The organism is Catenulispora pinisilvae, from assembly GCF_015356865.1.
Taxonomy (GTDB): Bacteria; Actinomycetota; Actinomycetes; order Streptomycetales; family Catenulisporaceae; genus Catenulispora; species Catenulispora pinisilvae.
In genome coordinates, this window is sequence record NZ_JAAFZA010000058.1 from 1 (window position 1) to 25,809 (window position 25,809).

The following is a 25,809-nucleotide window of genomic DNA, read 5'->3' on the forward strand; positions in this document are numbered from 1 at the left end:
AGCCCACCCTGAGCCTGCCACCCCCAAGGCGACAACTGCCGCAGCCGCCCCGCCCGGCGCCTGCGCTGCTCCGCCTCGCCATACCGCGCGGTCTCCTGGTGCCAGTTGAGAATCGCGGTCATCCAGTCCCGCAGCTCCTGGACGTGCCGCTCCAGTGCGGTGCGTGTGGCCGAGGACAGGCGCAGGGCGTCGGCCAGTGCCGGGATCTCGACGTCGGCCGCGTGGCGGAACTGGTCCAGGCGGGCCGTCATCAGGGTGCTGACCAGCTGGAGTGCGTGGTCGCGGTCGCAGTCGAAGAAGTCCTGGGCGACCAGCACGGCGTTGTGCACGTCGCCCTCGAACTGGATCTCCTTCTGGTAGGAGTACAGATCGTTCAGCAGGCATGCCCAGTCGGCCGCCGCGTGCTCCAGGGCCTTCACCGGGCGGCTGCGCAGTACCTCTGGCGGGACCGAGTCGTGGCGGACGCGGGACAGGGCCATCGTCAGGTCGGAGCCGAAGGTGGCGCGGCGCATCTCGATGTAGTCGATCGGGTCCGGGATCCGGTGTGCCGCCTTGTTGTCCAGCTCCCACAGCCAGCTGTCGATCATCGTCTGGGTGCCGTGGCGCAGCGCTTCGCGGGCGGTGGCCGACACGTCGGCGGTCGAGCGGCGCCATAGGTCGGCCAGGCCTCGTTCCAGTGCTGATACCGGGGCGGGAGGGGTGTCGGACATCAGGGCACTGAGTCGGGCGTTGCTGAGTTTGGCGGCGGCCCGGTCTGCGGGGCCTGCGAAGACGGCCGGGTAGTAGTCGTCGGCGTAGGTGCCCCAGGCCAGCCAGGCGGTGGCGAGGTCCAGTTCCTCCGGTGCGGCGTCCGGGTGGATCCCTGCGGCGCACAGGGCGAAGTCGCCGCTGATGAGGTGCTGCTCGTCCCAGATGCCGTCGAAGAAGCCGATGTGCCGGGACCAGTCCAGGACGTTGCGGCGGGCGATGGGCAGGTGCGGGCTCAGGCGCAGTTCGGCCGGGGCCGCGATATCGGGGATCGGGGTGGGGCCTACCGGCTCGTAGGGCGGGTGACTCAGGCGTTTGAGGCGGGCCGGCATCGTCTTGGCGATCGAGGCGACGATGCGGGCGGCCGAGGTCCCCAGCCCGAGCGGCCCGGCGAGCGCGGACGCGGCGGCGCTGTCGCGGGCACCGGAGGCGGACCCGGCGTCGTTCATATACCGCGACGAGCGCATGTGCCATTCGTGCCCGCCGGCCTGCCAGTCCTGGAGACCCTTGACATACAGCGTGACCTGCGACGCCTCCGCCGGGCCGACCCCGTGCTCGGCGAACAGCGGCGCGAGCTCGGTCAGTGCGGTCTGCTCGAACTGGTGCAACCGGCTGGTGAGCAGCTGGTTGGTCAGGTCGGCGGCGGTCTGCGTGGGGCAGCCGAGGAAGCGCTCCAGGACCAGCACGCAGTTGGCGTTCTCGCCCTCCTGTTCGACCTCGCGCTGGTAGGAGAACAGGTCGTTGCGCAGGTGGACGGCGTCGGCGAAGGTGTCCTTCAGCACCCGCAGCGGACGGGTGGCCGCCACCCGGTCCGGTACCTCGACCCCGTTCGCGTGCTCCACGAGGTGCGCCGACCACGGCGCCCCGCCGACCTTGCGCCGCATCTCGATGTAGTCCACCGGATCGGAAACCCGGCCCTCGGTGATGTTCGCCAGTTCCCACAACGATTCCTCGAGCAGGTGCCGATTGCTCTCGGCGAACCGCCGGCGCCAGTCCTCTGACTTACCCGGCACGGTCCGCAGCCACAGGTCGGCCAGCCCGGCCTCGACGGCGTTGGTCGGCTCCGGCATCGCGGCCGGGTCGCTGATCGGCATGAACGCCGGCAGCCGGTCCAGGTAGGCACGCGCGCCGGGCATGTCGCGCGGCTTCTTGTAGACCTCCAGGAAGTGGTCGTCGAAGAAGAACACCCACACGTACCAGTCGGTGACCAGCGCCAGTTCCTCGGCGTCGCAGTCAGGGTGTGTATACGCGCAAAGCAGCGCATAGTCATGCCGGTCGAAATCGTCCGCGTCCCAGATTCCGGACCCTTCGATCATGGTCAGGTCCCGCGCCCAGGCCTTGGAATGGACGCGCGCGTACTCAAGATGTGGATTCAGCCGCGCGGGGTACGGCATGTAGAAATCGGGCAGGTGGAACGGCTTCGGCATGCCTTTGAAGCTAGGCGCGGTGCGAGCGGAGTTGAAGGGGCGAGGCGGCCAAACCAGGGGATCGGGTGAATCCGGCAGCCGGCTTGTTCATGGCGTTGTGCACTGTGGGCTCCCCTCACGTCTCCCGCGCGCGCCGCATACAAGTTCCCAACTCGGTATAGTGCTGCAAATCTTGATCACGGGGAGGATCCTGAGTGAGTGACCTGCAGATAAGCGCGGTGGTTCTGGCCGACCTGCGCAGCACTCTGACAAAGATCAGCGGTGACCTGGACGGCGCGTGCCGCCGGCTGCGCAACACCGACGCGACCGGGGTCGGTGCCGACCCTCTGGTCAACCGGGTGCACGACTTCGCCGACGAGTGGCACTACGGCATCGGCCAGATCGGCCAGCACGCCGACGACTGCGTCCAGATGCTCGACAACCTCGGCAAGACGTTCGACGACGCGGACGGCAAGCTCAAGGCTCAGATCGAGCCGAAGAAGGCGTAGGGGGACCGGCTATGACTGTCGCACGCAACCTGCCGGCGCTGGGTTTCGACCCGACCCCCGGCGACGTATCGCAGACCCGTGACCTGGGCCGCTCGCTGGGTGACATGGGCACCGAGCTCGGCACCATCTTGTCCAACATCGCCGGCGCCGACCGCGGCTCCTGGCAGGGCCAGTCCGCGAACGCGTTCATGGACCACCTGAACAGCGACCTGAAGCCCGCGGTCCAGAAGTGCCACGACTCCTTCACCCAAGCCAGCAGCCTGCTCTACAACTGGGCCGGGCAGTTGGAGGGCTTCCAGTCCGAGGCCGCCGCGCTGGAGAAGCAGGCCGCGAGCCAGCAGGGCGCCGTCAACTCGGCGCAGTCCACGGTCAACGGCCAGCCCGGCAAGCCCGGCCAGCCCGCCGCGGCCGCGGCCGGGAGCCCGCAGGCCACGCAGCAGACCACCGACGCCACCAAGAACCAGAAGGCCCTGACCGACGCGCAGAACGGGATGAGCGACATCGTCAGTCGCGCCCACGACCTGCACAACCGGTTCATCGCCGCGGCCAAGGGGATCGCCGACCAGCTGCACCACGCCGGCCAGCTGGCGCCGGGCAAGCCGGGCCTGTTCGACTCCATCGTGGACGGCATCGGCAAGGCCTTCTCCGGCGCCTGGCACTGGGTCCAGGCCCACGCCGACGCCATCAAGTTCATCGGCGACCTGCTCAGCGACCTGTCCGGGATCCTGGGCATCCTGGCCATCATCACCGCGCCGTTCGAGCCGCTGGGCGCGATCTTCGCCGCGGCCTCGGTGGCGACCAGCGCCGCCGCCTGCCTGACGCACCTGCTGGCCATGGCCGCCGGGGCGAACGTGAGCTGGATGAGCATCGGCGTGGACGCCCTGGGCGCCATCCCCGGCATCGGGGCGTTCGCCAAGGGCGCGAAGGTGGCCGACGGGGCGGTCGCGGTGGCCCGCGCCGGGGAGCTGGGCGAGGGCTTCAAGGGCGTGACCACGATCAGCCACAGCCTGGTCGGCCTGGGCCACGACGCCAGCGCGCTGAAGAACCTGTCCGCGTTCGGCAAGACGGTCGCGGTCTGGGGCACCAAGGCCGGCGGCTTCATCTCCCACGACGGCAGCTTCCTGGGCCGGGCGCAGATGATCGTCGAGCAGGCCTACAAGCCCGGGCAGCTGCTGGGCACCAAGGGCCTGAACATGCTCGGCGACGGGGTGAAGGTCTTCGGCAAGGAGATGCCCAAGTTCAGCATCGACGCGATGACCGGGCTGGGCCGGACCATCGACGCCGGCATCAAAGTCGCGCCGAAGCTGTACTTCCTGCCGCGCGGCATCCACAACGACATGGAGATGAACGCCGGTAACCCGTTCCACGCGCTGTTCGGGTAAGGATAGGCGGGTAATCCTGCACAGAACGTTTGGAGCCCTTGATGGACTGGTACCCCGAATCCGGCGAGACGCCCCTGTTCCGCGGCGTGGCCTCGTTCGCCTCGGGCCGGGCGCCCATGGTCGCGGGCAAGCGCTGGTTCCGTGACGACCAGGGCCGGGACATCTCGGCCGAGCTCGTCGGCTGGCCGCCGGCACCCGCGCACGAGAAGAAGGGCGAGAAGGCGGCCAAGGCCGGCCGGGGTCTGGGCATCCTCGGCAAGGCGACAGCGGTCGTGGTCGCCGGGACCGTGGAGCTGCTCAGCCCGGGCGGTGGCTCCAACGTCAACGTCAAGGGCCCGGACGGCGCCCACCCGACCGACCCGGCGCTGGAGGTGGAGGATTTTCCGGTGCTGTGGGCGGCGGCGGGCTCCACGGCGCGCACGGCGCCGTACCAGCTGGACCCGGACCGGCGCCCCGACCGGTCCTACCGGACCGATCTACAGCTGACCGACCAGCGCCTGCTGGTGCTCGGCAGCGCCTCGGTCCAGCTGCCCGCCGAGGTGGTGTGGGATCTGCCGCTGGACCGGGTGGCCGGGGCCGTGCAGCACGCCTTCGCCACACACGGCGCCGACGTCACCGTGACTTTCACCGACGGCTCCTGGGTCCGGCTGGATCTGGGCAGCAAGGGCAGCGCGGCGAAGGTCGTCGCGGTCCTGAGCGGTGCGACCGAGCCGGTGGCGCTGAACCCCGCGCAGCAGGCCGCCGTCGACAGCTGGTCCTCGGCGCTGCCCAAGCCGGTGGAGTTCGTCGTGAACTCCGTCGACGCGGCCGCCGGGATCGTCTCGGTCGAGGCGAAGGCCCATGTCGGCAAGAAGGTGGTCAACGCCGGGAGCATCACCCTGGACGCTGCGGGCAAGCCGGTGCTCGGCTGACCCGCGAGGCTTTTCTTGATTACGGAGAATCAATGACCACTGAATCACTGGCGCAGTCCCCGATAGCCAGGCCAGCGGCCGACGCCGCGGTGGCCACGGACGCCGCTGTGCCCACGGACGCCGCTGTGCCCACGGACGCCGCGACCGCCGAGGCCGTGCGGGTCGACCTGGCGAAGGCCATCAATCATGGCGCCACCGGCATCCCGCCGCTGTTGTTCGTCCTCCCGGACGGCTTCCACGAGCTCCCGCTGCAATCCGACCCGGCCCAGCGCGCCGCGGCCGCCGAGGCGTTCGCCCGCGAGCTGTACCCGAACGGCAGCGAAGAGCTGTGGCGCACCAACGCCCCAGCCTTCGCCGCCATGGGCGAGATGACGGCCGCCACCGGCGTCGCCTACGCCGCGATGGGCGTGTTCGACAACGAGCGCGGCGGCGTCGCGACCGTCAACCTGACCATCGCCGCCACCGCCTCGGACCACACCGACCCCGAGGTCGCGGCCACGGGCCTGCGCGAGATCCTGGTCCGCGACGAGTTCAACGACTCCCGCTGGCTCAACCTGCCCTGCGGGCCGGCCGTCTCCCGGATCACCGTCACCAAGTTCCCGCTGGACCCGGCGCTGACCGCCGGCGGCGCCCCGGCCGAACTGGTGCAGGGCCAGATCCAGGTCTTCGTCCCGTTCCCGACCGGCCCGCTCATGGCGATCGTGACGATGGGGACGTTCAACATGGAGTCCTGGGTCGACGTCAGCGAGATGGCCGCGGTGTTGGTGCAGACGATCACGTTCCCCAGGCCGGGGGAGGAGCACGAGGTCTGATGTTCCAGGCAGCGGGGAGGTCGGCGTCGCAGAACACGCAGACGAGGTCGCCGTCGCGGACGATGTTGATCTCGGCGCAGGCGGTGCAGCGGCGGAACGGGATCTCGGTGGTGAAACCCGCGGGCCTGCCCACGCCGAGGCGATCGAGGGCGGCGGCGACGGGCGGCCAGCAGGTCACGTCCGGGCAGTAGCCGGTCGACTGGTTGCTGACCGACACCGCTGACCAGGGTTCGTCCCGAAAGGCCCGACGTAGGGATAGACGCGGATCGCCATAGCGCAGAACCTACAGCGCGAAGCGGCCCGAGCCATCAGGCCCGGGCAGCCACGCGCCGCGAACGGCCTCAGCCTGAACAGCTTCAGCCTCTACTAACACCTCAGCCAGGACGCTCGGCCAGCACCCTCAGTAAGGCCACACCCACCCCGAAATCGCCGGATCATCCTCCCCGAACTCCCGTGTGTACTGCCGGGCCTTCAACCGCGCGTCCTGCAACTGCTGCCGCACGTGCCCGGCGCGCTCCGCGAGGCCCGGGACCCGGTCGATGGCGTCGATCGCGAGGTGGAAGCGGTCGATGTCGTTCAGCATCGCCATGTCGAAGGGCGTGGTCGTGGTGCCCTCCTCCTTGTAGCCGCGCACGTGGAAGTTGACGTGGTTGGTGCGCCGGTACGTCAGTCTGTGGATCAGCCACGGGTAGCCGTGGTAGGTGAACACCACCGGCTTCGCCGTCGTGAACAGGGCGTCGAACTCCTTGTCCGTCAGGCCGTGCGGGTGCTCCTCGCTGCCCTGTAGCCGCATCAGGTCCACGACGTTGACCACCCGCACCTTCAGGTCCGGGAAGTGCTGTCGCAGGATGTCCACCGCGGCCAGTGTCTCCATCGTCGGCACGTCGCCGGCGCAGCCCATCACCAGGTCCGGTTCGCCGTCGCCGTCCGTGGAGGCCCACTCCCAGATGCCGATGCCGCGGGTGCAGTGCATGATCGCGTCGTCCATCGACAGGAACTGCAACTGCGGCTGCTTGCCGGCCACGATGACGTTCACGTAGTCCCGCGAGCGCAGGCAGTGGTCCGCCACCGACAGCAGGGTGTTCGCGTCCGGTGGCAGGTAGACCCGGATCACGTCGGCCTTCTTGTTTATCACGTGGTCGATGAAACCCGGGTCCTGGTGCGAGAAGCCGTTGTGGTCCTGGCGCCATACGTGCGAGGTGAGCAGGTAGTTCAGTGAGGCGATCGGGGCCCGCCAGGGGATGTCGCGGGTGGTCTTCAGCCATTTCGCGTGTTGGTTGAACATCGAGTCGACGATGTGGATGAAGGCCTCGTAGCAGGAGAAGAGCCCGTGCCGGCCGGTCAGCAGGTAGCCCTCTAGCCAGCCCTGGCACATGTGCTCGCTCAGCGGCTCCAGGTCGCGGCCCTCGGTCGACAGGTGTTCGTCGTCCCACGGCAGGGTCTCGGCGTACCACATCCGGCCGGTGGCCTCGAAGATGGCCTGGAGCCGGTTCGAGGCGGTCTCGTCCGGGCCGAAGATGCGGAAGTTGTCAGGGCCCGAACTGTCCCGCATGATATCGCGCAGGAAGGTGCCCAGGACCTTGGTGGACTCGGCGTTCTCGACGCCGTGCCCGGCCGGGTCGACCGCGTAGTCGCGGAAGTCGGGCATCTTCAAATCGCGCAGCAGCACGCCGCCGTTCGCGTGCGGGTTGGCGCCCATCCGGCGGTGGCCGGTCGGGGCGAGTGCGGCCAGCTCCGGCATCAGCGTGCCGGCCGGGTCGAACAGTTCTTCGGGATGGTAGGAGCGCATCCATTCTTCAAGCAGCTTCAGGTGTTCCGGGTTCGTGTGTACCTCCGAGACCGGCACCTGGTGCGCGCGCCAGGAACCCTCGACACGCTCACCGTCGACGGTCTTCGGGCCGGTCCAGCCCTTCGGCGTGCGCAGGATCAGCATCGGCCAGGCCGGGCGCCGGCCGTTGTCCTTGCCGCCGGCCGCCTGGCTCCGGATGTCGGCGATCCGGTCCAGGATCCGGTCCAGCGTCCCGGCCATCGCCTGGTGCGCCGCCAGCGGGTCCGCGCCCTCCTCGCTGACCACGGTGAACGGCTCGTAGCCGTAGCCGCGCATCAGCTGCTCCAGCTCGGCCTGCGGGATGCGGGACAGAACCGTCGGGTTGGCGATCTTGTAGCCGTTCAGGTGCAGGATCGGCAGCACGGTGCCGTCCCGGACCGGATTGAGAAACTTGTTCGAGTGCCAGGAGCCGGCCAGCGGCCCGGTCTCCGCCTCGCCGTCCCCGACCACCGTGCAGACCAGCAGGTCCGGGTTGTCGAACGCGGCGCCGTAGGCGTGGACCAGCGAATAGCCCAGCTCGCCGCCCTCGTGGATCGAGCCCGGGGTCTCCGGTGCGACGTGCGAGGGCACGCCGCCGGGGAACGAGAACTGGCGGAACAGCTTGCGCATCCCGTCTTCGTCCTGGCCGATCGCCGGGTAGTACTCGGTGTACGTGCCTTCCATATACACGTTGGCCAGCACGCCGGGGCCGCCGTGGCCGGGACCGGCGATGTAGATCGCGTTCAGGTCGCGGTCCTTGATGACCCGGTTCATGTGCGCGTAGACGAAGTTCAGGCCCGGCGTGGTGCCCCAGTGGCCCAGCAGCCGCGGCTTGACGTCGTCCAGGGTCAGCGGCCGGTGCAGCAGCGGGTTGTCCAGCAGGTAGATCTGGCCCACCGACAGGTAGTTGGCCGCCCGCCAGTAGGCGTTGATCGCGTCGAGGTCCTTCGCGGACAGCGGACCCTTGGCCTGGGTCTGTCGGGAGAGCATCGGTCGGGGTCGGGAAAGGCGAGTCACCCGTCCAGCCTGTGACAGTGGTCGCAGCCCGCGCCCCTTGTGCTGCGCCGGACGGGTCACGCTGGCATGATCGCGGTGTGGACGCAGAGGACCGGGACCCGGACGGCGGCCCGGCGCAGGGCCTGTACATCACCGCGACCGATGCCGCCAGCGGCAAGACGGTCGTCGCGCTCGGCGTGGCCGAGGCCATGTCCCGCCGGGTGCGCCGGCTCGGCGTCTTCCGCCCGGTGGTCCCCGGCGGCGGCGCGGTCGACGAGCTCGTGGACCTGATCCGCACCCGCTACCGGATCGAGGAACCCTACGAGGACTGCGTCGGCACCACCTACGACGCGGTCCACCTGGACCCGGCGCGCGCGGTGGAGACGATCGTCGACCGCTACCGGGCCCTGGCGGCCCGCTGCGAGGCCGTGGTGGTGGTCGGCTCGGACTACACCGACGCCGCCAACACCACCGAGTTCGGCTTCAACGCCAACGTCGCGGCCAACCTCGCGCTGCCGGTGCTGCTGGTGGTCGGCGGGATGGAGCGCACGCCGCAGGACGTGGCCGCCGTGGTGCGGGTGTCGCGCCAGGAGCTGACGCGGTTGCACGCCACGGAGTTGGCGGTGGTGGTGAACCGGGTGCAGCCCGGGGATGAGGAGGCGGTGCGGCGGGAGGTGGCCGCGGCGCTGGGGGCGGGGGCGAACAGCACCACACCTCTGGTCTTCACCATCCCCGAAGTCCCCGGCCTCACCGCCCCGACCATCCGCGACCTGGTCCGTGCCGCCGACGGCGAGCTGATCAGCGGCGAGGAGGCGTTGCTCGACCGCGAGGCCGCCTCGCTCGTCGTCGCCGCGATGTCGCTGCCCAACGTGCTGGACCGGCTCACCGAAGGCGTCGCGATCATCGCCCCCGGCGACCGTACCGCCGGTCTGGTGCCGGGCTTGCTGGCCGCGCACGAGGCCGCCAACTTCCCCGCCTTGTCGGGGGTCTTCCTCACCGGCGGCTTCACCCTCCCGGCCAGCGTTTCCCGGCTGCTGGAAGGCGTCTCCTCGCCGCTGCCGATCATCGCCAGCGGCGAGGACACGCTGCCGACCGCGCTGCACCTGGCCGCGGTGCGCGGCGAGATCACCGCCGGCCATCCGGGCAAGGTCGAGACCGCGCTCGGCGCGTTCGCCCGCGGCGTCGACACCTCGGCGCTGCTGAACCGGCTGAACGTGACGCGCTCGGTCGTCGTCACGCCGCTGATGTTCCAGGCGCAGCTGCTGGAGCGGGCGCGGTCGCAGCGCCGACGCATCGTGCTGCCGGAAGGCGGCGACGACCGGATCCTGCGCGCGGCCGACATCGTCGCGCGCCGCGGTGCCGCCGATCTGATCGTCCTGGGCGAGGAGGAGAAGGTCCGGGCCCGTGCCAACGCCTTGGGCCTGGACCTGGCCGGGGTGCGGATCGTCAGTCCGGCGGATCCGGACCTGGTCGAGGAATTCGCCCACGAATACACCGCGTTGCGCGCGCACAAGGGCATGACGCTGGACAAGGCGCGCGACATCGTCCAGGACGCCTCCTACTTCGGCACGATGATGGTCCACTCCGGCCGCGCCGACGGCATGGTGTCAGGGGCCGTACACACCACCGCGCACACCATCCGCCCGGCCTTCGAGATCATCCGCACCGAGCCCGGGGTCTCGGTCGTCTCCAGCGTCTTCTTCATGCTGCTGGCCGACCGGGTCCTGGTATACGGCGACTGCGCGGTCATCCCCGACCCGGACGCCGGACAACTCGCCGACATCGCCGTCTCCTCGGCCCGCACCGCCGAGGCGTTCGGCGTGCGGCCGCGGGTGGCGATGCTGTCGTACTCCAGCGGCGAATCAGGGTCCGGAGAAGACGTCGAGAAGGTCCGCGAGGCCGCGAAACTGGCCCACGAACGCGACCCCGATCTGCCGCTGGAGGGCCCGATCCAGTACGACGCGGCGGCCGACCCCGAGGTCGCGGCGCTGAAGCTGCCGGGCAGCGTGGTCGCCGGGCGCGCGACGGTGTTCATCGTCCCGGACCTGAACACCGGGAACAACCTCTACAAGGCGGTGCAGCGCAGCGCCGGTGCGATCGCGGTCGGGCCGGTGCTGCAAGGCCTGCGTAAGCCGGTGAACGACTTGTCGCGAGGGGCGTTGGTGCAGGACATCGTGAACACGATCGTGATCACCGCGGTGCAGGCCCAGGGACCGGGCGGCGGTGTGGGTGTGGGTGTGGAGACCGGCCCGGCATCGAGTCCTGCGACAGGGCTGGCATCGAGCCCTGCATCGAGTCCTACATCGAGTCCCACGACCAGCAGCCCGGAAAAGAGCGCACGGTGAACCAGGTCCTCGTCCTCAACTCCGGCTCCTCGTCGATCAAGTACCGGCTGATCGACATGGACGACCGGGCCCGGCTGGCCGACGGGATCGTCGAGCGGATCGGCGAGTCGGCCGGGAGCGTCGCCGACCACGCCGCCGGCATGGACGTCGTGCTCGCCGCGCTGAAGGGCAAGCTGGACCGCTCCCGGCTGGCCGCCGTCGGACACCGCGTCGTGCACGGCGGCGACCGGTTCCGCGGCCCGACCCTCATCGACGACGAGGTCTGCGACACCATCAGGAAGCTGATCCCGCTGGCGCCGCTGCACAACCCCGCGAACCTGACGCTGATCGAGGCGGCGCGCTCGGTGTTCCCCGACACCCCGCAGGTCGCGGTCTTCGACACGGCCTTCCACCAGACGCTGCCCGACTACGCGTACACGTACGCCGTCCCGCAGGAGTGGCGCACCGACCTCGGCGTGCGCCGCTACGGCTTCCACGGCACGTCGCACCAGTACGTCTCCCGACGCGCGGCGGCGATGCTCGGCCGCGAGCCGGAGGAGGTCAACGTGATCGTGCTGCACCTCGGCAACGGCGCCAGCGTCTGCGCGGTCCGCGAAGGCAAGAGCGTCGACACCTCGATGGGCATGACCCCCCTGGAAGGCCTGGTCATGGGCACCCGCTCCGGCGACCTGGACCCGGCCGTCTGTGCCTACATCGCCCGCCAGGCCGGCCAGAGCGCCGAACAGATCGACCAGACCCTGAACAAGGCCAGCGGCCTGCTGGCCCTGGCCGGCAGCAACGACATGCGCGACGTCGACACCGCCGCGGCCAAGGGCGACGAAGCCGCCCGCCTGGCCCTGGACGTGTACTGCTACCGCATCCGCAAGTACATCGGCGCCTACCTGGCAGCCCTGGGCCGCGTCGACGCCCTGGCCTTCACCGCCGGCATCGGCGAGAACTCCGCGACCGTCCGCGCCGGCGCCCTGCTCGGCCTGGAACACCTCGGGATCTCGGTGAGCCCCAAGCGGAACGCGCAGGAGTCGAAGCAGGAGCGGTACATCTCGCCGTACTGGGCCCAGACCGCGGTGCTGGTGGTGCCGACGGATGAGGAGATTGAGATCGCCGATCAGGCTTTGCAGGTGTTGGGGCGGGCTGACACCGCGCAACCCTGACACCGCGCAACCCTGACACCACACAACCTTGACGCTACGAAACCCTGACACTACGAAACCCTGACACTACGCAACGACCTCCGGCTGAGTGCCGCCACCCCGCGCGTGCGGCATCATGGTCATGTCAGGCAAGCGTGCAGGCGGGAGGCAAGGCGGGGCGCGATGGAGAAGGCAGCCGAGGGCGGTGGCACGCCGCTGGCGGTTCCGGACGCGGCCGCGAGGGTTCTGCTCTTCACGCAGGCCGCGCGGGCGGGGGATCTGCCGCTGGTTCTCAATGCCCTGAGTACTGCGCAGCTCAACGCCGGCATCGCGCGGCTCGGCTCGCGGGTGCCTGAGGCGGTGATCGACCATGTCATCGCACACGGACCGCATCCGGCCCGCCGGACCCTGGCCTGGCAGCTGCGGCTGCCGGCGCCGCCGCCCGATGTGCGCCGGATTCTCCTGAACCCTTTCGACCGTGCGCCCGACCGGGACGGCTTGCGCGACCGAGACGGCTTGCGGGGCCGCGACGGTATGCCGGACCGGGACGCCGCGCGTCGCAGATTGCTGAGTTTCGCCGATCCCGACCTCGACCGTGCGCTGTTCGGGCGGCTGGAGCAGGTCGGGGTGGCGTGGGTGCGGTCGGCGATCCTGCGGGACCGGGTGGGGGCCGACGGGGAGGCGATCGTGCCGCCGGATCTGCGGGCGAAGCTCGCCGACTTCCTCGGGACGGCCGTGTTGCCGCTCTCGCCGTCGCACCTGGCCGACACCGACACCGGCGATCCCGAGTTCGAACTGCTGCGAGTCCTTGCCGGGGCCCGGGATTTGGGCTTGTCCCTGCCCGCGGCCCGGGTGCTGGGACTGCCCGGCCCGATCCCGGCGGACCAGCCCGGCTGGCGAGACCAGGCCTGGGTGCGACGCTGGGACCGGCCCGGCGCCGGCTCGCGCCCGTGGCGGTTGGACTGGGACGAGGTGCTGGCCCTGGCGCAGGACCACGAGAGCGTGGCCGGTGACAGCGGCCGCTACCTCGGCCAGATCGCCGGGCTCGACGAGGCCGCCGCGCGCGAGGACATCCCCGAGGACGTGCGGCGCCGGCTGCTCGCCAGCTATCCGCAGGCCGCCTGGCACGCCGCGGCGCCGGACGTCGACACCTTGCGCCGGATCTCGGCGGCGGTGTTGGCGCTGCACCTGGACTGGCACGGTTTCGAGCAGGACCCGGAGTTCGTCGGCGCCATCAGGGACCTGATCATCAGGGGGCTGACCGCGGGCTCGCTGACCGCGGCCGAGGTCATCGGGCACGCCGTCCCGGCCAGCGCGGTGCTGGACCTGGCCTGGCGCGACGCTGAGGAGATCGTGCCGGCCGCCCGGGGCCGCGCGGACCTGGCCGAGGGCGTGCGCAGCCTGCTGTACCAGCGGATCGGCGACGACCTGCCGCTGTGGACCGCTCTGCTCCTGCGCTCCTTCACGTGGTCCGGCACCGTCGCCGAACTCGTCGACTCCACCGCGGTCCTGGGCGCCGAGCACGTCTTCGCCGACGAGGACGAGCTCGAAGAGCTGGTCGAGGACGTGGCCGAGGGCGAGTATCGGGACGTGCCCAGCGCGAACGTGCTGATGGCCTTCGCCCGGCCGCACGTCGGTCTGGAACTCCTGTCGGAGGGCCCCGGGCAGATGAACGAGCTCGAACTGGAACTGTTGAAAGGCCGCCCGCTGCCGCCCGGCCTGGTGGCCCGGGCGCTGGTCGCCAACCCCGGCGCCGGCGCCCGGCGCACGCTGGCCGTCAACCCGGTGACGCCGATCGCCGTCCTGCGGCGCCTGCTGCACGATCCCGTGGACACCACGAACACCCGGCTGTCCATGCTCTACGACGTCGCCGACCCCGGCATCCGCTACGCCGCCCTGGAACTGCTGGAGCAGTCCGGGACCGCGTGGGCGCAGATCACGCAGTTCGCGAAGGGGCTGGGCGACGCCCGGATCTACCAGCTCATCGCCGGTGCCCCCAACGTCGAGCGGCTGCACTTCCTGCTGAAGAAGTTCGCGAAGTATCTGGGCCCTGACACCGCCGCGCTGCTCTACGGCCGGCTGGCCGCCGAGGCCGGGCCCGAACCGGTCTGGGACGTGGCGGCGGCGGTCGGCGGGCTGGACCACGCGGTCCCGTTCGTGCGCGCGTCGATGGCCTCCGGCGATGCCGGGCCGTTGCTGACGGCCGCCGAGATCGCCGGGCAGCGCGAACTGCCGGGCGTCACCGTCCCCGATCCGGGCCATCCCTGCGAACCACATCCCGACGATCCCACATCGTGGCCGTTGGAGACCGCGGTACGGCAGCATCTTGACAACAGACCGGACCGATGGCGAATCATGGTGCACCGGCTGATGGAAGCCGGTCCCCTGGAATACGCGCAGCTAGTCGAACTGGTCGAGACGGTCGGCACGGTCGATGACGGCGTCGGGGAGGCCGTGGAGGGTGAGCCGTGAACCGCGTCGACGACCGGGGACGCCCCGGTGCCCCCAAGCCCCTCCCGCCGTTCCCGTCGCACCCCACGATCGACGACTACGAACGGGTCCTGGCCCAGTTCCGCGAGACGCCGAACCCGGCGGCGGAGTTCCCCTACCTGCGGGAGATCGCGCTGATGGGCGCGCGGCTGGGCACGATCCGCCCGGCCGAGATCGTCCGGCACGTCCGCCCGGCCGCGGTGGCGGTGACCCTGGTGATGGAACCGGAGATCGTGGCCGTCAGCGACGCCGTCGCCCGCGCCATCCTGCGCGGCGACAGCGCCGGACCGCAGTACTGGTCGCGGATGGTGCGCGACGTGGACACCACCCCCGGTTCGCTGGCGGCGCTGGTGAAGGCGCGGCCGGACTCCGGACGCGGCGTCATCGCCCGCCGGCTGCCCCGTGCCCGGCAGCCGGAGTCCGCCGGAACGTACCTGGCCGGACGCCGCTGGCGCGCTGCGAACGTGGTGCTGGCGCTGGCCCCGCCGCTGTCCGCGCGCGGGTTCCTGGCCTCGGTGGCGACGGTGCACAAGCAGCCGACCGGGGCGGAGCTGTCCGCGTTGCAGGAACACGCCTGGCTGGTCCTGGAGATGGCCTCGCAGGCGCCGCTGTGCCGGGAGCTGGTGGAGCACGCGTTCGGATCGCTGGGGGACACGGCATTGCGGATGCGGCTGGCCGAGAACCCGTACACACCGGACAGCGTGCTGTCCCGGCTGGTGCGCGAGTACGACACCGAACCCGACGTCACGCGCATGGTGCAGGTCCACCAGTGGGCCGGCGGGACGCCGCGACGGCTGGCGTTCCACGCGATGCGCGACGATCCGGGCGCCGTCCTGCAAGGGCTGCGGGAGATGCTGCGGATCTGCGGCGAGGAGCCGTTCCTGGCGATGGTCGACGCGGCACCGCAGGAAGAGGCCGCGTGGGTGCGCTCGGTGATCGCGGCACTGGCGTCCGATCTGGAGCCGGAGACACTGCTCCGGGCCTACCTGCGGCTGGCCGAGATGTCCTCGCCGGAGGTCGTGTGGGCGGTCGAGCTGGCCCGGTCCGGGTCGCTGGGCGCGATGATGCCGGCGGTGCGGGCGTCGATGGCCGACGGCTCGGCCGACCCGTTGGTCGCCGCGGCACGGAAGATCACGTCCAGGTACGAGCCGGAGAGGCGCAAGGCGCTCCGGTCGGGCCGGTGGGCGGACTCCGCCGAGATGTCGCGGCGGGTCTTCGGCGCGCAGGCGCTTGAGCAGCATCGGGTGGCGACGGCGAACATGGCGGCGTGGCGGAGTGAGAAGGCGCTCGACGATCCGATTCCGTTGACGTGACCGGGCGGCGCGGCGGGTGGCGGGCATCAGTGCACCGGCCGTGGACGCTGGTGTCCTCCAGGAAGACGCTGGCAGAGTAGCCGGATGCGCGCCTTCTACGACGAACTGGCCGATGACTACCACCTGATCTTCCGGGATTGGGACGCCAGCATGGAGTATCAGGCCTCGGTGTTGGCCGCGGTGATCGAGGCGGGCATCGGCGTCGGCGGTACCGGCGGCATCGGCGTGGCGCGGCGGGTCCTGGACTGCTCGTGCGGGATCGGGACGCAGGCCATCGGGCTGGCGCGGGTGGGCGACGCCGAGGTGATCGGGACGGATCTGAGCCCACGTGCCGCAGCCCGCGCGTCACGGGAGGCCTCGGCACGCGGCGTCGGGCTGCCGACCGCGGCGGCGGACATGCGGGCGTTGCCGTTCGGCGACGGGGCTTTCGACGTCGTGCTGAGTGCCGACAACTCCGTGCCGCATCTGCTGACCCCCGACGCGCTCATCGCCGGGCTGGCCGAGATGCGGCGGGTCCTGCGCCCTGACGGTCTGCTGGTGCTGACGGTGCGCGACTACGACGAGCTTCGCGCCCAGCACCCCGCGTCGACGTCGCCGCAGGTCTCAGAGCACGAGGCCGGACGCGCCATCGCCTTCCAGCTGTGGCATTGGCACCCCGACGGCGAGCGTTACGACCTGGAACATTTCCAGCTGGTGCCGGTTCCGTCCGGCGGCCCGGGATGGGATGTGCGGGTGCGGCGGGCCACGTACTGGGCTTTGACGCGGAAACAGCTGGGAGAGTTCGCGGCAGCGGTTGGCTTTCGGGACGTTACGTGGCAGGAACCCTCGGAGTCCGGCTACTACCAGCCGGTGCTGACGGCGCGGCACTGAGCGGGGCCTGCACCGGGCATCACCGGGTATCACCTAGCTTCAATCAGCTTCGCCAGCTTCACCCCACCCAGAACGCCTTCCGCACCCGCAGCACCCAATCCTGCGCCGCCGCCGTGTCCGGCTCCGCCGGCAACACGCTCCGCGCCGACGCGAACCGCTCCTCAGCCGCGGCCATGAACGGGCGCACGGCCTCGGGATCGGCGGCGACGCGTTCGCCGAACGCGCGGCAGCGCTCGGGGTCGGCCAGGCGGACGGTGACGTGGCCGGTGGTGTAGAGCTCGTGGCCCTGGTCCACCAGACGCATGAGGTGGCGTGCGTGCTTGGCGATCTTGCGGTGGGTGAAGCTCGGGTCGCGGGAGAGGAGTTTGCGGAACTGCTGGGTGGCGTAGCCGAGGTAGGCGTCGTGGACGCGGGGTGCGGACAGGAACGCGGTGCGCAGGGCGATCGCCTCGTCGCCGAGGGGCGTGCGGCGCTCGTACAGCTCGTCGGGGAGCCACAACAGCTCCGATGCCGTCGGGTTGCCGCCGAGCGCCAGCCGGGCCAGCTTCGCCGCCTCGTGGAACGTCACGTCGGGCTTGGCGGTGACGTGGCTTTCGCGCGGGGTCTGCAACCCGAGCAGGGACAGCGTGGGGGCGGCGAACATGCCGAGGCGGTCCACGTCCGAGCCGGGGCCGGACAGGCCGTAGGCGGTGGAGCCGATGATGCCGGAGAGCAGGACGGTGCCCGGTTCGAAGGCGTCGAAGTCCGGCTTGGTGTCGGTGTTGGTGCCGGTGTCGGTGTCGGTGTCGGTGTCGGTGTCGACGGCAGCGTCAGTGCCGGTGTTGGCGACCGCTTCGTCGCTCTGCGTCATGGCAGCCCCGTTACCTTTTAGGGGTCCCCGCAAGGGGGATGATCTGGCCTCTGGGCCCGGTATGGCTGTTTGCCCCCTGCCGCCGTCGTTGGCGGTATGGCCTGGGGGGTGTTGCCGCCGGGCTTGGAGCACTGCTTGACCGCTGATAAGGGGCCTGGTCCGCTCCCGTGCCCGGTGCAACGCCGGGCGTGAAGGGAACGGCCTGCGTAACGTGGTTGCCGGCGCGCGGTGCAAGGTCGAGGCCAGATGGACACGACGATGCACGACGCGGAGGGGCTTCGTGTACGACACCAGCGGTATCGGCGTCTTCCTGGGCTTGGACGTCGGCAAGGGCGAGCACCACGGGCACGGGCTGACCCCGGCCGGGAAGAAGGTCTTCGACAAGCGGCTGCCGAACTCCGAGCCGAAGCTGCGGGAGGTGTTCGGCAAGCTCAAGACCAAGTTCGGCACCGTGCTGGTGATCGTTGACCAGCCTGCCAACATCGGCGCGCTGCCGCTGACGGTGGCCCGCGACTGCGGGTGCGAGGTCGCCTACCTGCCCGGTCTGGCGATGCGCCGGGCCGCGGACATGTACGAGGGCGAGGCCAAGACCGATGCCCGCGACGCGTTCATCATCGCCGACGTCGCCCGCACCAACCCGCGCGCCCTGCGGCAGATCACCGTCGCGGACGAGACCGAGGCCGAGCTGGCCATGCTCGTCGGGTTCGACGACGACCTGGCCGGGGAGTCCACCCGCACCTCCAACCGGCTGCGCGGCCTGCTCGCCCAGATCCACCCCAGCCTGGAGCGCGTGCTCGGCAAGCGGATCCACCACCCGGCCGTGCTGGAACTGCTGCAACACCTGGGTTCCCCGGAGCAGCTGCGCCAGGCCGGAACCGAGCAGATCACGGTGATCCTCAAGCCGAAGGCACCGCGCATGGCCGGGCGCCTCGCCGCCGCGATCACCCAGGCGCTGGCCGAGCAGACCGTCGTCGTGCCCGGCACGGCCGCGGCCGAGGTCATCGTGCCCTCCCTGGCCCGGCAACTGTCGGAGATCCTTACCCAACGCGACGCGCTGGAGGGCCGGCTCGCTGCTCTGCTGGAGGCCCACCCTCTTCACCGACTCCTGACCTCCATGCCCGGCGTCGGGGTCAGGATCGCCGCAACGCTGCTGGTCACCATCGGCGACGGCCGCACCTTCCCCGACGCCGACCACCTCGCCTCCTACGCCGGACTGTCCCCGGCCACGAAGGCCTCCGGCTCCTCGATCAAAGGCGAACACGCGCCACGGCGCGGGAACCGGCAGCTCAAACGTGCCATGTTCCTGTCCGCGTTCGCCGCGCTCCATGACCCCGCCTCCCGCGCCTACTACGACCGCCACCGCAACAGCGGCAAGACCCACACCCAGGCGCTGCTGCGCCTGGCCCGCCGACGGATCACCGTCCTGTTCGCCATGCTCCGCGACGGCTCCTTCTATGCAGCCCAGCCCGCGACGTCATGATCTAACCTCTCCGCCCCTTGACGAAAGACATAGGGGCACCCCCGGGAAGCAGAAGATTCAGCTCACGGTAACAGGCAGCGCGGCCCGGGAAGGTGCCCGGGCCGCGCCGCTGCCGCACTGATTGAGGACCCTACTTTCAGGGGCCTTACTTGCTACTTGGCCGTCAGGGTCACCGTCAGGATGCTGCGGTACGAGGCCAGATCGTTCGCGCCGACCGTGTACCGCGCGCTCGGGTCGGTGCCCAGCACCGTGCCCGGGTTCGGCAGCGGCTTGGGGGTGCGGTAGCCGGCGAACACCATGGTCGCGGTCTTGCCGTCGCGGCCGAGCACGACCCGCGGGCCGTAGATGCGGCCGCTGTAGTACAGCGCCGGGCTGGTCTTCGGGAACGCGGTGTCCACCGACAGCAGCGGGTTGGTGAAGCCGTCGACGATCTTCCAGTTCACACCGTCCTTGCTGGTGGCGTAGCCGATGTAGTGGAAGCCGTCGCTGTCGCCGTCGTAGCAGTTGCCGGCGCCGTAGAACAGGCCGAGCGTGCCGTCGGGGTTCTTCACCACGGTGCCGGACGGGCTGACGAACCGGGTCGCGGTCGCGCCGGTGCTCTCGTTGTCACCGAGGCCGTTGACCGGGCCGTTGTCGGTGAAGTGGATGCCGTCGCGGGTGGTCGCGCTGCGGACCGTCGAGCGGTCCTCGTTGTTGCCGTAGTAGGGCGCCTTGTTCTTGCCCTCGCCGATCTTGTTCAGCGTGGCGAACGGCACGGCGCAGGCGTTGGCCTGGTCCGCGGTCTTGAAGTAGTCCAGCTGCTTCTCGACGTAGAGGACCGTCACCGAGCGACCGTCCTTGCCCGGCAGCACGCCCAGGATGCCGTCCGGGGAGATCAGGCCGGTGGTGGCCTGGGTGTCTGCCGGGACCACCGGGTAGGTGCCGGCCGCCGCGCCGCTGGCCGCGGTGCCCTCGCCGCCGGTGCAGCCGGTGAAGGAGGTGTCGGTGGAGTCCGTGCAGCGCACGTCCTGTAGCCCGGCCGAGGTCTGGATCCGGACGGTGCCGGGGATCTCGAACGCCGAGGTGTCGGCGGCCGCGATGGTCGCGGCTGGCAGGGTCACCGCGGCGGTCAGCGTGGTCTTCGCGCCGGTGCCGACGGACTGCGCGGCGGGCAGCTTGGCCAGCGGGTTCTTGGCGTCGGCCGCGGGGCTGGCATCGGTACCGATCCGGTGTACCAGCAGCTGCGAGCCCGCGGTGTCGGCGGTCGGCCGGGTCAGCGTGTACAGCAAGTCCTTGCCGTCCACGTGCAGCACGGTCGGGTGGCCCTGGCCGTCGTCGTTCAGTGCCGGCGAGGGGCACTGGCCCTTCTGCGACTCCAGGGCCTGGCCCTGGTAGGTCCAGGTCTTGCCGCCGTCGTCGGACTTGGCAGCCAGGACCGCCTCGTCGGTGTCCTTGGGGCGGTAGTCGAAGAAGCCGCGCAGGTGCTGGCCGCTGCCGGTGACGTTCGGGAAGTAGGCCGGCTGGAACAGCTCGGTGCCCGGGTTGCGCGTGACGTTCCCGGCGGCGTCGCAGTAGCCGGCGTCCGGGGAGCCGTACGTGGCCGGGGTCTGGCCCAGCGTCCACGGTCCGCCCTTGAGCGAGGCCGGCGTGACCTGGCCGGACAGCGTCCAGGCGGTCGGCTGCCCGCCGCGGTGCCGGCCGGCCGCCATGGCCGTGCCCGGGACCAGGAGCGCGGAGCCCACGGCCAGGGCGACCGCCGAGACCGCGAGGCGTCGCTTGGACGCTAGGTAGATTCTCATGGAGCGGAGTTCTATAGGGCTGGGTCGGAGCGCGGGTGAACAGCGGTTATATCTGATGCGTATTCACGTGAACTCTTGCCTGCGATCTCTTCGCCAACGAACTCTTTGCTCGCAAGCGATCATGTTGCTAGGAAGGGAACATGCAGATTCGACTTGGCGGCCGGGCGGACGTCCCGCTGTTCCTGGCCTTCGGCGACGAGGCCGTGGCGTGGATGAACGCGCGCGGCAACACGCAGCAGTGGGGGACCGAGCCATGGAGCGGGGAGAACAGCACCCGCGAGGCCGGGTTCCTGGAGCGTGCGGACACCGGCGGGATGCGGATCCTGGAGGACGAGGACGGGACTCCGCTCGGGGCGATGGTGATCACCGAGGAGCGCCAGCCTTATGTGCCGGATGCTGAAGAGCGGGAGCTGTACGTCAACTTCCTGATTACCTCGCGCAAGCACGCTGGACGCGGGATCGGGCAGGTGCTGTTCGAGCGGGCCAAGCAGGAGGCGGCCGAGCGGGGGATCGACCTGATGCGGGTGGACTGCTGGGCCGGCGAGGGCGGGAGCCTGGTGCGGGTTTATGAGCGGTATGGGTTTACGCGGGTGCAGGAGTTCACGGTGCCGACGCGGGGTGGGGAGTGGCCGGGGATGTTGTTGGCTCTGCGGTTGTCGGAGTTGGATCCAAAAGACTGACTGAGTGGTTTGCAGCGGCGCTGGGCGTGGGCTATGCGATCCGCTCGGCGATGAGGCGGGCGCAGTCGGCGGCCGAGGTGTCGGTGCTGTCGATCTTGAGATCGTAGCGCACGCCTTGGTGGACGATTTCCGCTTGCCGCGCGGCCATTCCCGGCGTGCGGTCGCCGCGTCGGCTTTCGCGGCTTGCGGCGACCGCACTGTCGCAGTGCACGCCGACGCGCAGGACGTCGAGCCCGGCCAGGGCCTGTTCCCAGCGTTGCTGCGAGGCCGCGCCGCCGAGGAAGACGTCATCGACGATGATCCGCGCGCCGGCCCGGGCCGTGGCCGCGACGCCAGCGGTCCAGGCGGCTTCCAGGGTCCGGAAGTCGGCGCCCACGGTCACCTCGCCGTCCGGGCCGAACTGGATGCCGGTGTTGGTGTTGGTGTTGGCGTCGGGGTCGTCGCCGTCGCGCATCCTCGGCGGCAGGGCGTCGACGAAGCCGTCGACGCTGAAGGCCAGCCACGGCTCGGGGCGCAGGTCCTGGAAGCAGCGGACGATGCTGGTCTTGCCGGAGCTGGAGCCGCCGTTGAGGATGATCGCTTGAATGGGCACCGGGTCACAGTAGGCGGTGGTGCCGCGATTCCGAAGCGGATTAGTTCTGCCAGCCGATTAGCCCGCTAGTCTGCTAGTCCGCCGCCGCCCCGTGCCGCCCGGCCCCGGCCGCGAACCGCCGCGCCCCCGCCACCGATTCGACCAGCGACACCTGCCCGTGCCGCAACTCGTTCCGCAGCGCGGCCTCCTCGTCCAGCCCGTCCTGTTCGAGCACTGACATGCGATCCTCGCGCAGGCACAGCTGCGGCAGCGCGGCGATCTCGGCGGCCAGCGCCTCGGCGGCCGCGCGCACCGTCCCATCCGGCACCACCCGATTGGCCAAGCCCCACCCCAACGCCTCGTCGGCAGGCACCCCACGCCCGGTCAGGATCATGTCCATCGCCCGACTCTGCCCGATCAGCCGCGGCAGCCGCACCGTCCCGCCGTCCACCAACGGCACCCCCCACCGCCGGCAGAACACACCGAACACCGCACTCTCCTCCGCGACCCGCAGATCGCACCACAACGCCAACTCCAGCCCACCAGCCACCGCATGCCCCGCCACCGCCGCGACCACCGGCTTCGACAACCGCAACCGCGAAGGCCCCATCGGCCCGTCCCCGTACTCCACCATCCCGGCCGGCACCGCCCCGCCGGTCAGCGCCTTCAGATCGAACCCCGCACAGAACGTCCCCCCATCGCCATACAGCACGGCGACATGCGCATCCGCATCCTTCTCGAACTCCTGGAACGCAGCCAACAACGCACCAGCGGTCGCCGGATCCACGGCGTTGCGAACCTCGGGCCGGTGCAGGACGACGGTGGTGACCGGGCCGTTCTTCTCGACGCGGACGGCGGGGGGCTCAGCGTTCATGGGGGCAGTCTGGCCTGGCTGCCGGCAGTTCGCTACAGCGATGCATCCGTCGGGACCGGAGCGATCCCGGGCCTGAGTGCTAATCGGATGCCGGTATCACGCTGATCTCGCCGGTAGGTACCCAGGTCTCCACGCCGCCGTTGGGTGGCCGGAGCGCCACGGTGTTCACACCGATGTATGCCATGACCTTGAACGTCTTGCCCGCATACCGGACCAGTGACCCGGGCCGTGGGTTGACCGGGCAGGCGGACGTCATCTGAGGTTCGTTCTCCACGTTGACCAGTGTCCTGACGCACCCCGGCGTCGCCGCGCCGTCCCGAGGGCGTCATTCCGGTGTCACTCCGGTGCTCAGAGCCCTAGCCTTGGACCATGACGAACGACACGCTGAAGACTGCTCGGCTCAGCCTACGTCTGAGTCAAGAGGAGCTTGCCCGCCGCATCCGAGAGGCCGGCAAGGCCGTCGGTGAGCCCAACGACGCCAGTAAGCGGCTCGTACAACGCTGGGAGTCGGGCACCACGGCCCAGCCCCGGCCGGTCTATGCGCGCGCTCTGGAAGCTGTGCTCGGGGTGCCGATCGAAGCGATGGGCTTCCCTGCGAGGGTCAGCCCGGACCGAGAAGGAGGTCACGACATGTCCGCTGCGGAATCATCCGCTCAGGGCGTCGCCAACCCTGAAGCTGCCGACGGTGCTCAGGCAGCACAACCCGGTTTCTCAGGCATCTGGCTGTCCCGCTACGAGTTCTTCTCGTCCAGCCGAGAACAGACCTTCACTGGCGCCCATCATGTCCTGTTGCTCCAGACAGGGGATCGGATCACCGGCCGGTCCATCTCTCCGAACTCGCTGGATCCCCAGTCCTCCATGAGCGTTGATCTGACCGTCGATCGGAACATCATCACCGGGACGTGGCGCGAGCGGACTGGCGAGGAGGGCTTCTACCGGGGCGCCACCTACTACGGCGCCCTTCAGATGCTCGCTGAGCCGACCGGACGTCGCATCTCGGGGAAGTGGGTCGGATTCGGGAAGGACTTCGACGTGAACACCGGCCCGTGGGAGCTGGTGTTTCTGGACGCCAGCACCGCTCCGGGGACGATCGAGCGTTATTCGTCCGCTCCGGAGGCGTGAGAACGGCCCCCGGGAACCAAGTCCCGGGGGCCGCGCGGACCAGATCGCTCAGATATGCCGCCGAGACTGCACCACCCGGAACCGGCTGGCCACATAAGCCAAGTCCGAAAGCGCCGCGTTGGCGGCCGGGTTCGCGCCGGTGGCGTGGAAGTCCGAGAAGGCCGCGCTCTGGTTGACGTAGACGCCGCCGGTCAGGTTGACCGACAGGTTCACGCCGGCGTCCAGGGCCGCGTCCTCGGTCTTGACGATCACGTCGTCGTCCGTGGAGTAGACCGCGGCGGTGATGGCGCCGTGGTCTTGGACTGTCTTGCGGAAGGTGTCGATGGCCTGGTCGGTGGTGTCGGCGGCGATCAGGAAGCTGATCGGGCCGAACCACTCGCCGGTGTAGACGTCGGTGTCGGTGCTGTCGATGGCGGCGATGAGGGGGGTGCGGACCTCGGCGTCGGGGTACTCGGGGTTCTTCACGGTGCGGGAGGCGAGGATGGTCTTGCCGACCGATTCCGCCTGCTTCAGCCGGTCGGTGACGCCGGGGTTGCAGACCGCGCCGAGCAGGGCGTTGGCGCGGGTGTCGTCGCCGAGGAGTTTGTCGACCGCGGTGGCCAGGTCGGTGGCGAAGTCGTCGAAGGACTTGTGTTCGCCGCCGGCGGTGATGCCCTCGCGCGGGAGGAAGATGTTCTGCGGGGTGGTGCACATCTGGCCGCTGTAGAGGGAGAACGAGAAGGCCAGGTTGCCCAGCATCCCCTTGTAGTCCTCCACCGAGTCCACGATCACCGTGTTGATCCCGGCCTTCTCGGTGTAGACCACGGCCTGCGGTGCGTTGCGCTCCAGCCACACCCCGAACTCCGTGGAGCCGGTGTAGTCGATGACGCGGATCTCCGGGCGCGTCGCCAGGGTCTTGGCCAGCCCCTCGCCCGGCTTCTCCACCGCCAGCGCCACCAGGTCCGGGTCGAAGCCGGCCTCGGCCAGCGTGTCGCGCAGCACCGCGACCGAGATGGCCAGCGGCAGGATCGCGTTCGGGTGCGGCTTCACGACCACCGCGTTGCCGGTGGCCAGCGAGGCGAACAGGCCCGGGTAGCTGTTCCAGGTCGGGAAGGTGTTGCAGCCGATGACCAGTCCGATCCCGCGCGGGACGGCGGTGAACTTCTTCGTCATGTGCAGCGAGGGCTTCGGCCCCTGCGGCTTCTCCCACTCGGCGGCCGCGACCTGCGCGGTCTGCGCGGCGTAGGCGTACGCCACCGCCTCCAGCCCGCGGTCCTGCGCGTGCGGTCCGCCGGCCTGGAACGCCATGCCGAAGGCCTGGCCGGAGGTGTGGTGCACGGCGTGCGCGATCTCGTGGGTCCGGGCGTTCAGCCGGGCCAGCGCCTCGATCAGCACCGCCGCCCGGGCCTCGGGGCCGGCGTCGCGCCACTTCGGCATCGCCTGCCGCATCGCCGGCAGCAGCACGTCCAGGTCCGGGTGCGGGTAGGTGACGCCCAGCGCCACGCCGTACGGCGACTTCTCGCCCCCGACCAGCTCGTCGGTCCCGGGCTGGGCCAGCGGGAACGGCCGGTTCAGGTAGCCCTCATAGGCCGCCTTGCCGGCCGGCCCGGCCTCCTCGCCATAGGCCTTCGGGATCTCCGGGTAGGGCGTCCAGAAGGCGCGTTCGCGGATCGCCTCCACCGCCCGCCCGAGGGTTTCGCGGTGGCGGGCGGTGAATTGTTCGGCCGTGGCGGTCATCATCGACTCCCGGGATGCTG

General features: G+C 70.3%; 21 protein-coding genes. 12 read left to right on the top strand and 9 right to left on the bottom strand.

The genetic code is table 11. The annotated features are described in order from the left end of the window. Positions 1-2,174 (bottom strand): terpene synthase family protein (locus tag IZR01_RS18050; protein WP_194924479.1); only part of this gene is annotated, 2,174 nt, incomplete at its 3' end. A 194-nt stretch (positions 2,175-2,368) separates the two neighbouring features. Here IZR01_RS18050 and IZR01_RS18055 point away from each other — a divergent pair. From IZR01_RS18055 to IZR01_RS18070, 4 genes are read left to right on the top strand one after another with little or no spacing between them, the layout of a single operon-like run. After that, positions 2,369-2,662, top strand: a complete 294-nt coding sequence (locus IZR01_RS18055; RefSeq protein ID WP_194896825.1) for a hypothetical protein — start codon at positions 2,369-2,371, stop codon at positions 2,660-2,662. Between the two features lie 11 nt (positions 2,663-2,673). After that, positions 2,674-4,044, top strand: coding sequence for a hypothetical protein (locus tag IZR01_RS18060; RefSeq protein WP_194896824.1), 1,371 nt, complete (start codon positions 2,674-2,676; stop codon positions 4,042-4,044). A gap of 41 nt (positions 4,045-4,085) precedes the next feature. Further along, positions 4,086-4,955: a hypothetical protein gene (locus IZR01_RS18065; protein WP_194924480.1), complete on the top strand. Its 870-nt coding sequence runs from the start codon at positions 4,086-4,088 to the stop codon at positions 4,953-4,955. Between the two features lie 32 nt (positions 4,956-4,987). Beyond that, the gene (locus IZR01_RS18070) at positions 4,988-5,767 is read left to right on the top strand and encodes a hypothetical protein (RefSeq protein ID WP_194924481.1); all 780 of its coding nucleotides are present in this window, start codon (positions 4,988-4,990) and stop codon (positions 5,765-5,767) included. Here IZR01_RS18070 and IZR01_RS18075 read toward each other — a convergent pair. Further along, positions 5,730-5,984 carry a hypothetical protein gene (locus IZR01_RS18075; RefSeq protein WP_194924482.1) on the bottom strand — a complete coding sequence of 85 codons (255 nt, stop codon included), beginning with the start codon at positions 5,982-5,984 and terminating at the stop codon, positions 5,730-5,732. The genes IZR01_RS18070 and IZR01_RS18075 overlap by 38 nt on opposite strands. A gap of 183 nt (positions 5,985-6,167) precedes the next feature. After that, the gene (locus IZR01_RS18080) at positions 6,168-8,564 is read right to left on the bottom strand and encodes a phosphoketolase family protein (protein ID WP_194924483.1); all 2,397 of its coding nucleotides are present in this window, start codon (positions 8,562-8,564) and stop codon (positions 6,168-6,170) included. Positions 8,565-8,668: 104 nt separating this feature from the next. Here IZR01_RS18080 and pta point away from each other — a divergent pair, with 104 nt between their 5' ends. From pta to IZR01_RS18105, 5 genes are all read left to right on the top strand, one after another. Further along, on the top strand, positions 8,669-10,915 hold the full coding sequence (pta, locus tag IZR01_RS18085) for a phosphate acetyltransferase (protein ID WP_323747032.1): 2,247 nt from the start codon (positions 8,669-8,671) through the stop codon (positions 10,913-10,915). After that, positions 10,912-12,066 (top strand): acetate/propionate family kinase, encoded by a 1,155-nt coding sequence (locus tag IZR01_RS18090; protein WP_194924484.1) that lies wholly within the window; start codon positions 10,912-10,914, stop codon positions 12,064-12,066. The genes pta and IZR01_RS18090 overlap by 4 nt, the downstream gene beginning before the upstream one ends. Before the next feature lie 162 nt (positions 12,067-12,228). Beyond that, on the top strand, positions 12,229-14,517 hold the full coding sequence (locus IZR01_RS18095; protein ID WP_194924485.1) for a hypothetical protein: 2,289 nt from the start codon (positions 12,229-12,231) through the stop codon (positions 14,515-14,517). Next, on the top strand, positions 14,514-15,848 hold the full coding sequence (locus tag IZR01_RS18100; protein WP_194924486.1) for a hypothetical protein: 1,335 nt from the start codon (positions 14,514-14,516) through the stop codon (positions 15,846-15,848). The genes IZR01_RS18095 and IZR01_RS18100 overlap by 4 nt, the downstream gene beginning before the upstream one ends. Positions 15,849-15,932: 84 nt before the next feature. Beyond that, positions 15,933-16,718, top strand: coding sequence for a class I SAM-dependent methyltransferase (locus IZR01_RS18105; protein WP_194924487.1), 786 nt, complete (start codon positions 15,933-15,935; stop codon positions 16,716-16,718). Positions 16,719-16,776: 58 nt separating this feature from the next. Here the strand turns inward: IZR01_RS18105 and IZR01_RS18110 are convergent, their stop codons facing one another. Further along, complete coding sequence (locus tag IZR01_RS18110) at positions 16,777-17,568, bottom strand: nucleotidyltransferase domain-containing protein (protein WP_194924488.1); 792 nt, start codon at positions 17,566-17,568, stop codon at positions 16,777-16,779. 280 nt (positions 17,569-17,848) lie between these two features. On the opposite strand from IZR01_RS18110, the gene IZR01_RS18115 reads away from it, so the two are divergent. Next, positions 17,849-19,048, top strand: coding sequence for an IS110 family RNA-guided transposase (locus IZR01_RS18115; RefSeq protein ID WP_194924489.1), 1,200 nt, complete (start codon positions 17,849-17,851; stop codon positions 19,046-19,048). 152 nt (positions 19,049-19,200) lie between these two features. On the opposite strand, the gene IZR01_RS18120 is transcribed toward IZR01_RS18115, so the two are convergent. Further along, positions 19,201-20,826, bottom strand: a complete 1,626-nt coding sequence (locus IZR01_RS18120; protein WP_194924490.1) for a hypothetical protein — start codon at positions 20,824-20,826, stop codon at positions 19,201-19,203. Between the two features lie 140 nt (positions 20,827-20,966). Here IZR01_RS18120 and IZR01_RS18125 point away from each other — a divergent pair, with 140 nt between their 5' ends. Then, positions 20,967-21,506 (top strand): GNAT family N-acetyltransferase, encoded by a 540-nt coding sequence (locus IZR01_RS18125; RefSeq protein ID WP_194924491.1) that lies wholly within the window; start codon positions 20,967-20,969, stop codon positions 21,504-21,506. Between the two features lie 31 nt (positions 21,507-21,537). Here the strand turns inward: IZR01_RS18125 and cpt are convergent, their stop codons facing one another. The 3 genes from cpt to IZR01_RS18140 all read right to left on the bottom strand — a co-directional run bounded on the left by cpt (position 21,538) and on the right by IZR01_RS18140 (position 23,225). Further along, positions 21,538-22,098 carry a chloramphenicol phosphotransferase CPT gene (gene cpt, locus IZR01_RS18130; RefSeq protein ID WP_194924492.1) on the bottom strand — a complete coding sequence of 187 codons (561 nt, stop codon included), beginning with the start codon at positions 22,096-22,098 and terminating at the stop codon, positions 21,538-21,540. A 73-nt stretch (positions 22,099-22,171) separates the two neighbouring features. Beyond that, a complete protein-coding gene (locus IZR01_RS18135) occupies positions 22,172-22,951 on the bottom strand; it encodes a crotonase/enoyl-CoA hydratase family protein (RefSeq protein WP_194924493.1) in 780 nt (259 codons plus the stop codon). A gap of 79 nt (positions 22,952-23,030) precedes the next feature. Next, entirely contained in the window at positions 23,031-23,225 is a 195-nt protein-coding gene (locus IZR01_RS18140) for a hypothetical protein (protein WP_194895341.1), read from the bottom strand. Between the two features lie 95 nt (positions 23,226-23,320). Here IZR01_RS18140 and IZR01_RS18145 point away from each other — a divergent pair, with 95 nt between their 5' ends. After that, the gene (locus IZR01_RS18145; protein WP_194895342.1) at positions 23,321-24,073 is read left to right on the top strand and encodes a helix-turn-helix domain-containing protein; all 753 of its coding nucleotides are present in this window, start codon (positions 23,321-23,323) and stop codon (positions 24,071-24,073) included. A gap of 48 nt (positions 24,074-24,121) precedes the next feature. Here the strand turns inward: IZR01_RS18145 and paaN are convergent, their stop codons facing one another. Further along, positions 24,122-25,789, bottom strand: a complete 1,668-nt coding sequence (gene paaN, locus IZR01_RS18150) for a phenylacetic acid degradation protein PaaN (RefSeq protein WP_194924510.1) — start codon at positions 25,787-25,789, stop codon at positions 24,122-24,124. Positions 25,790-25,809 lie beyond the last annotated feature (20 nt).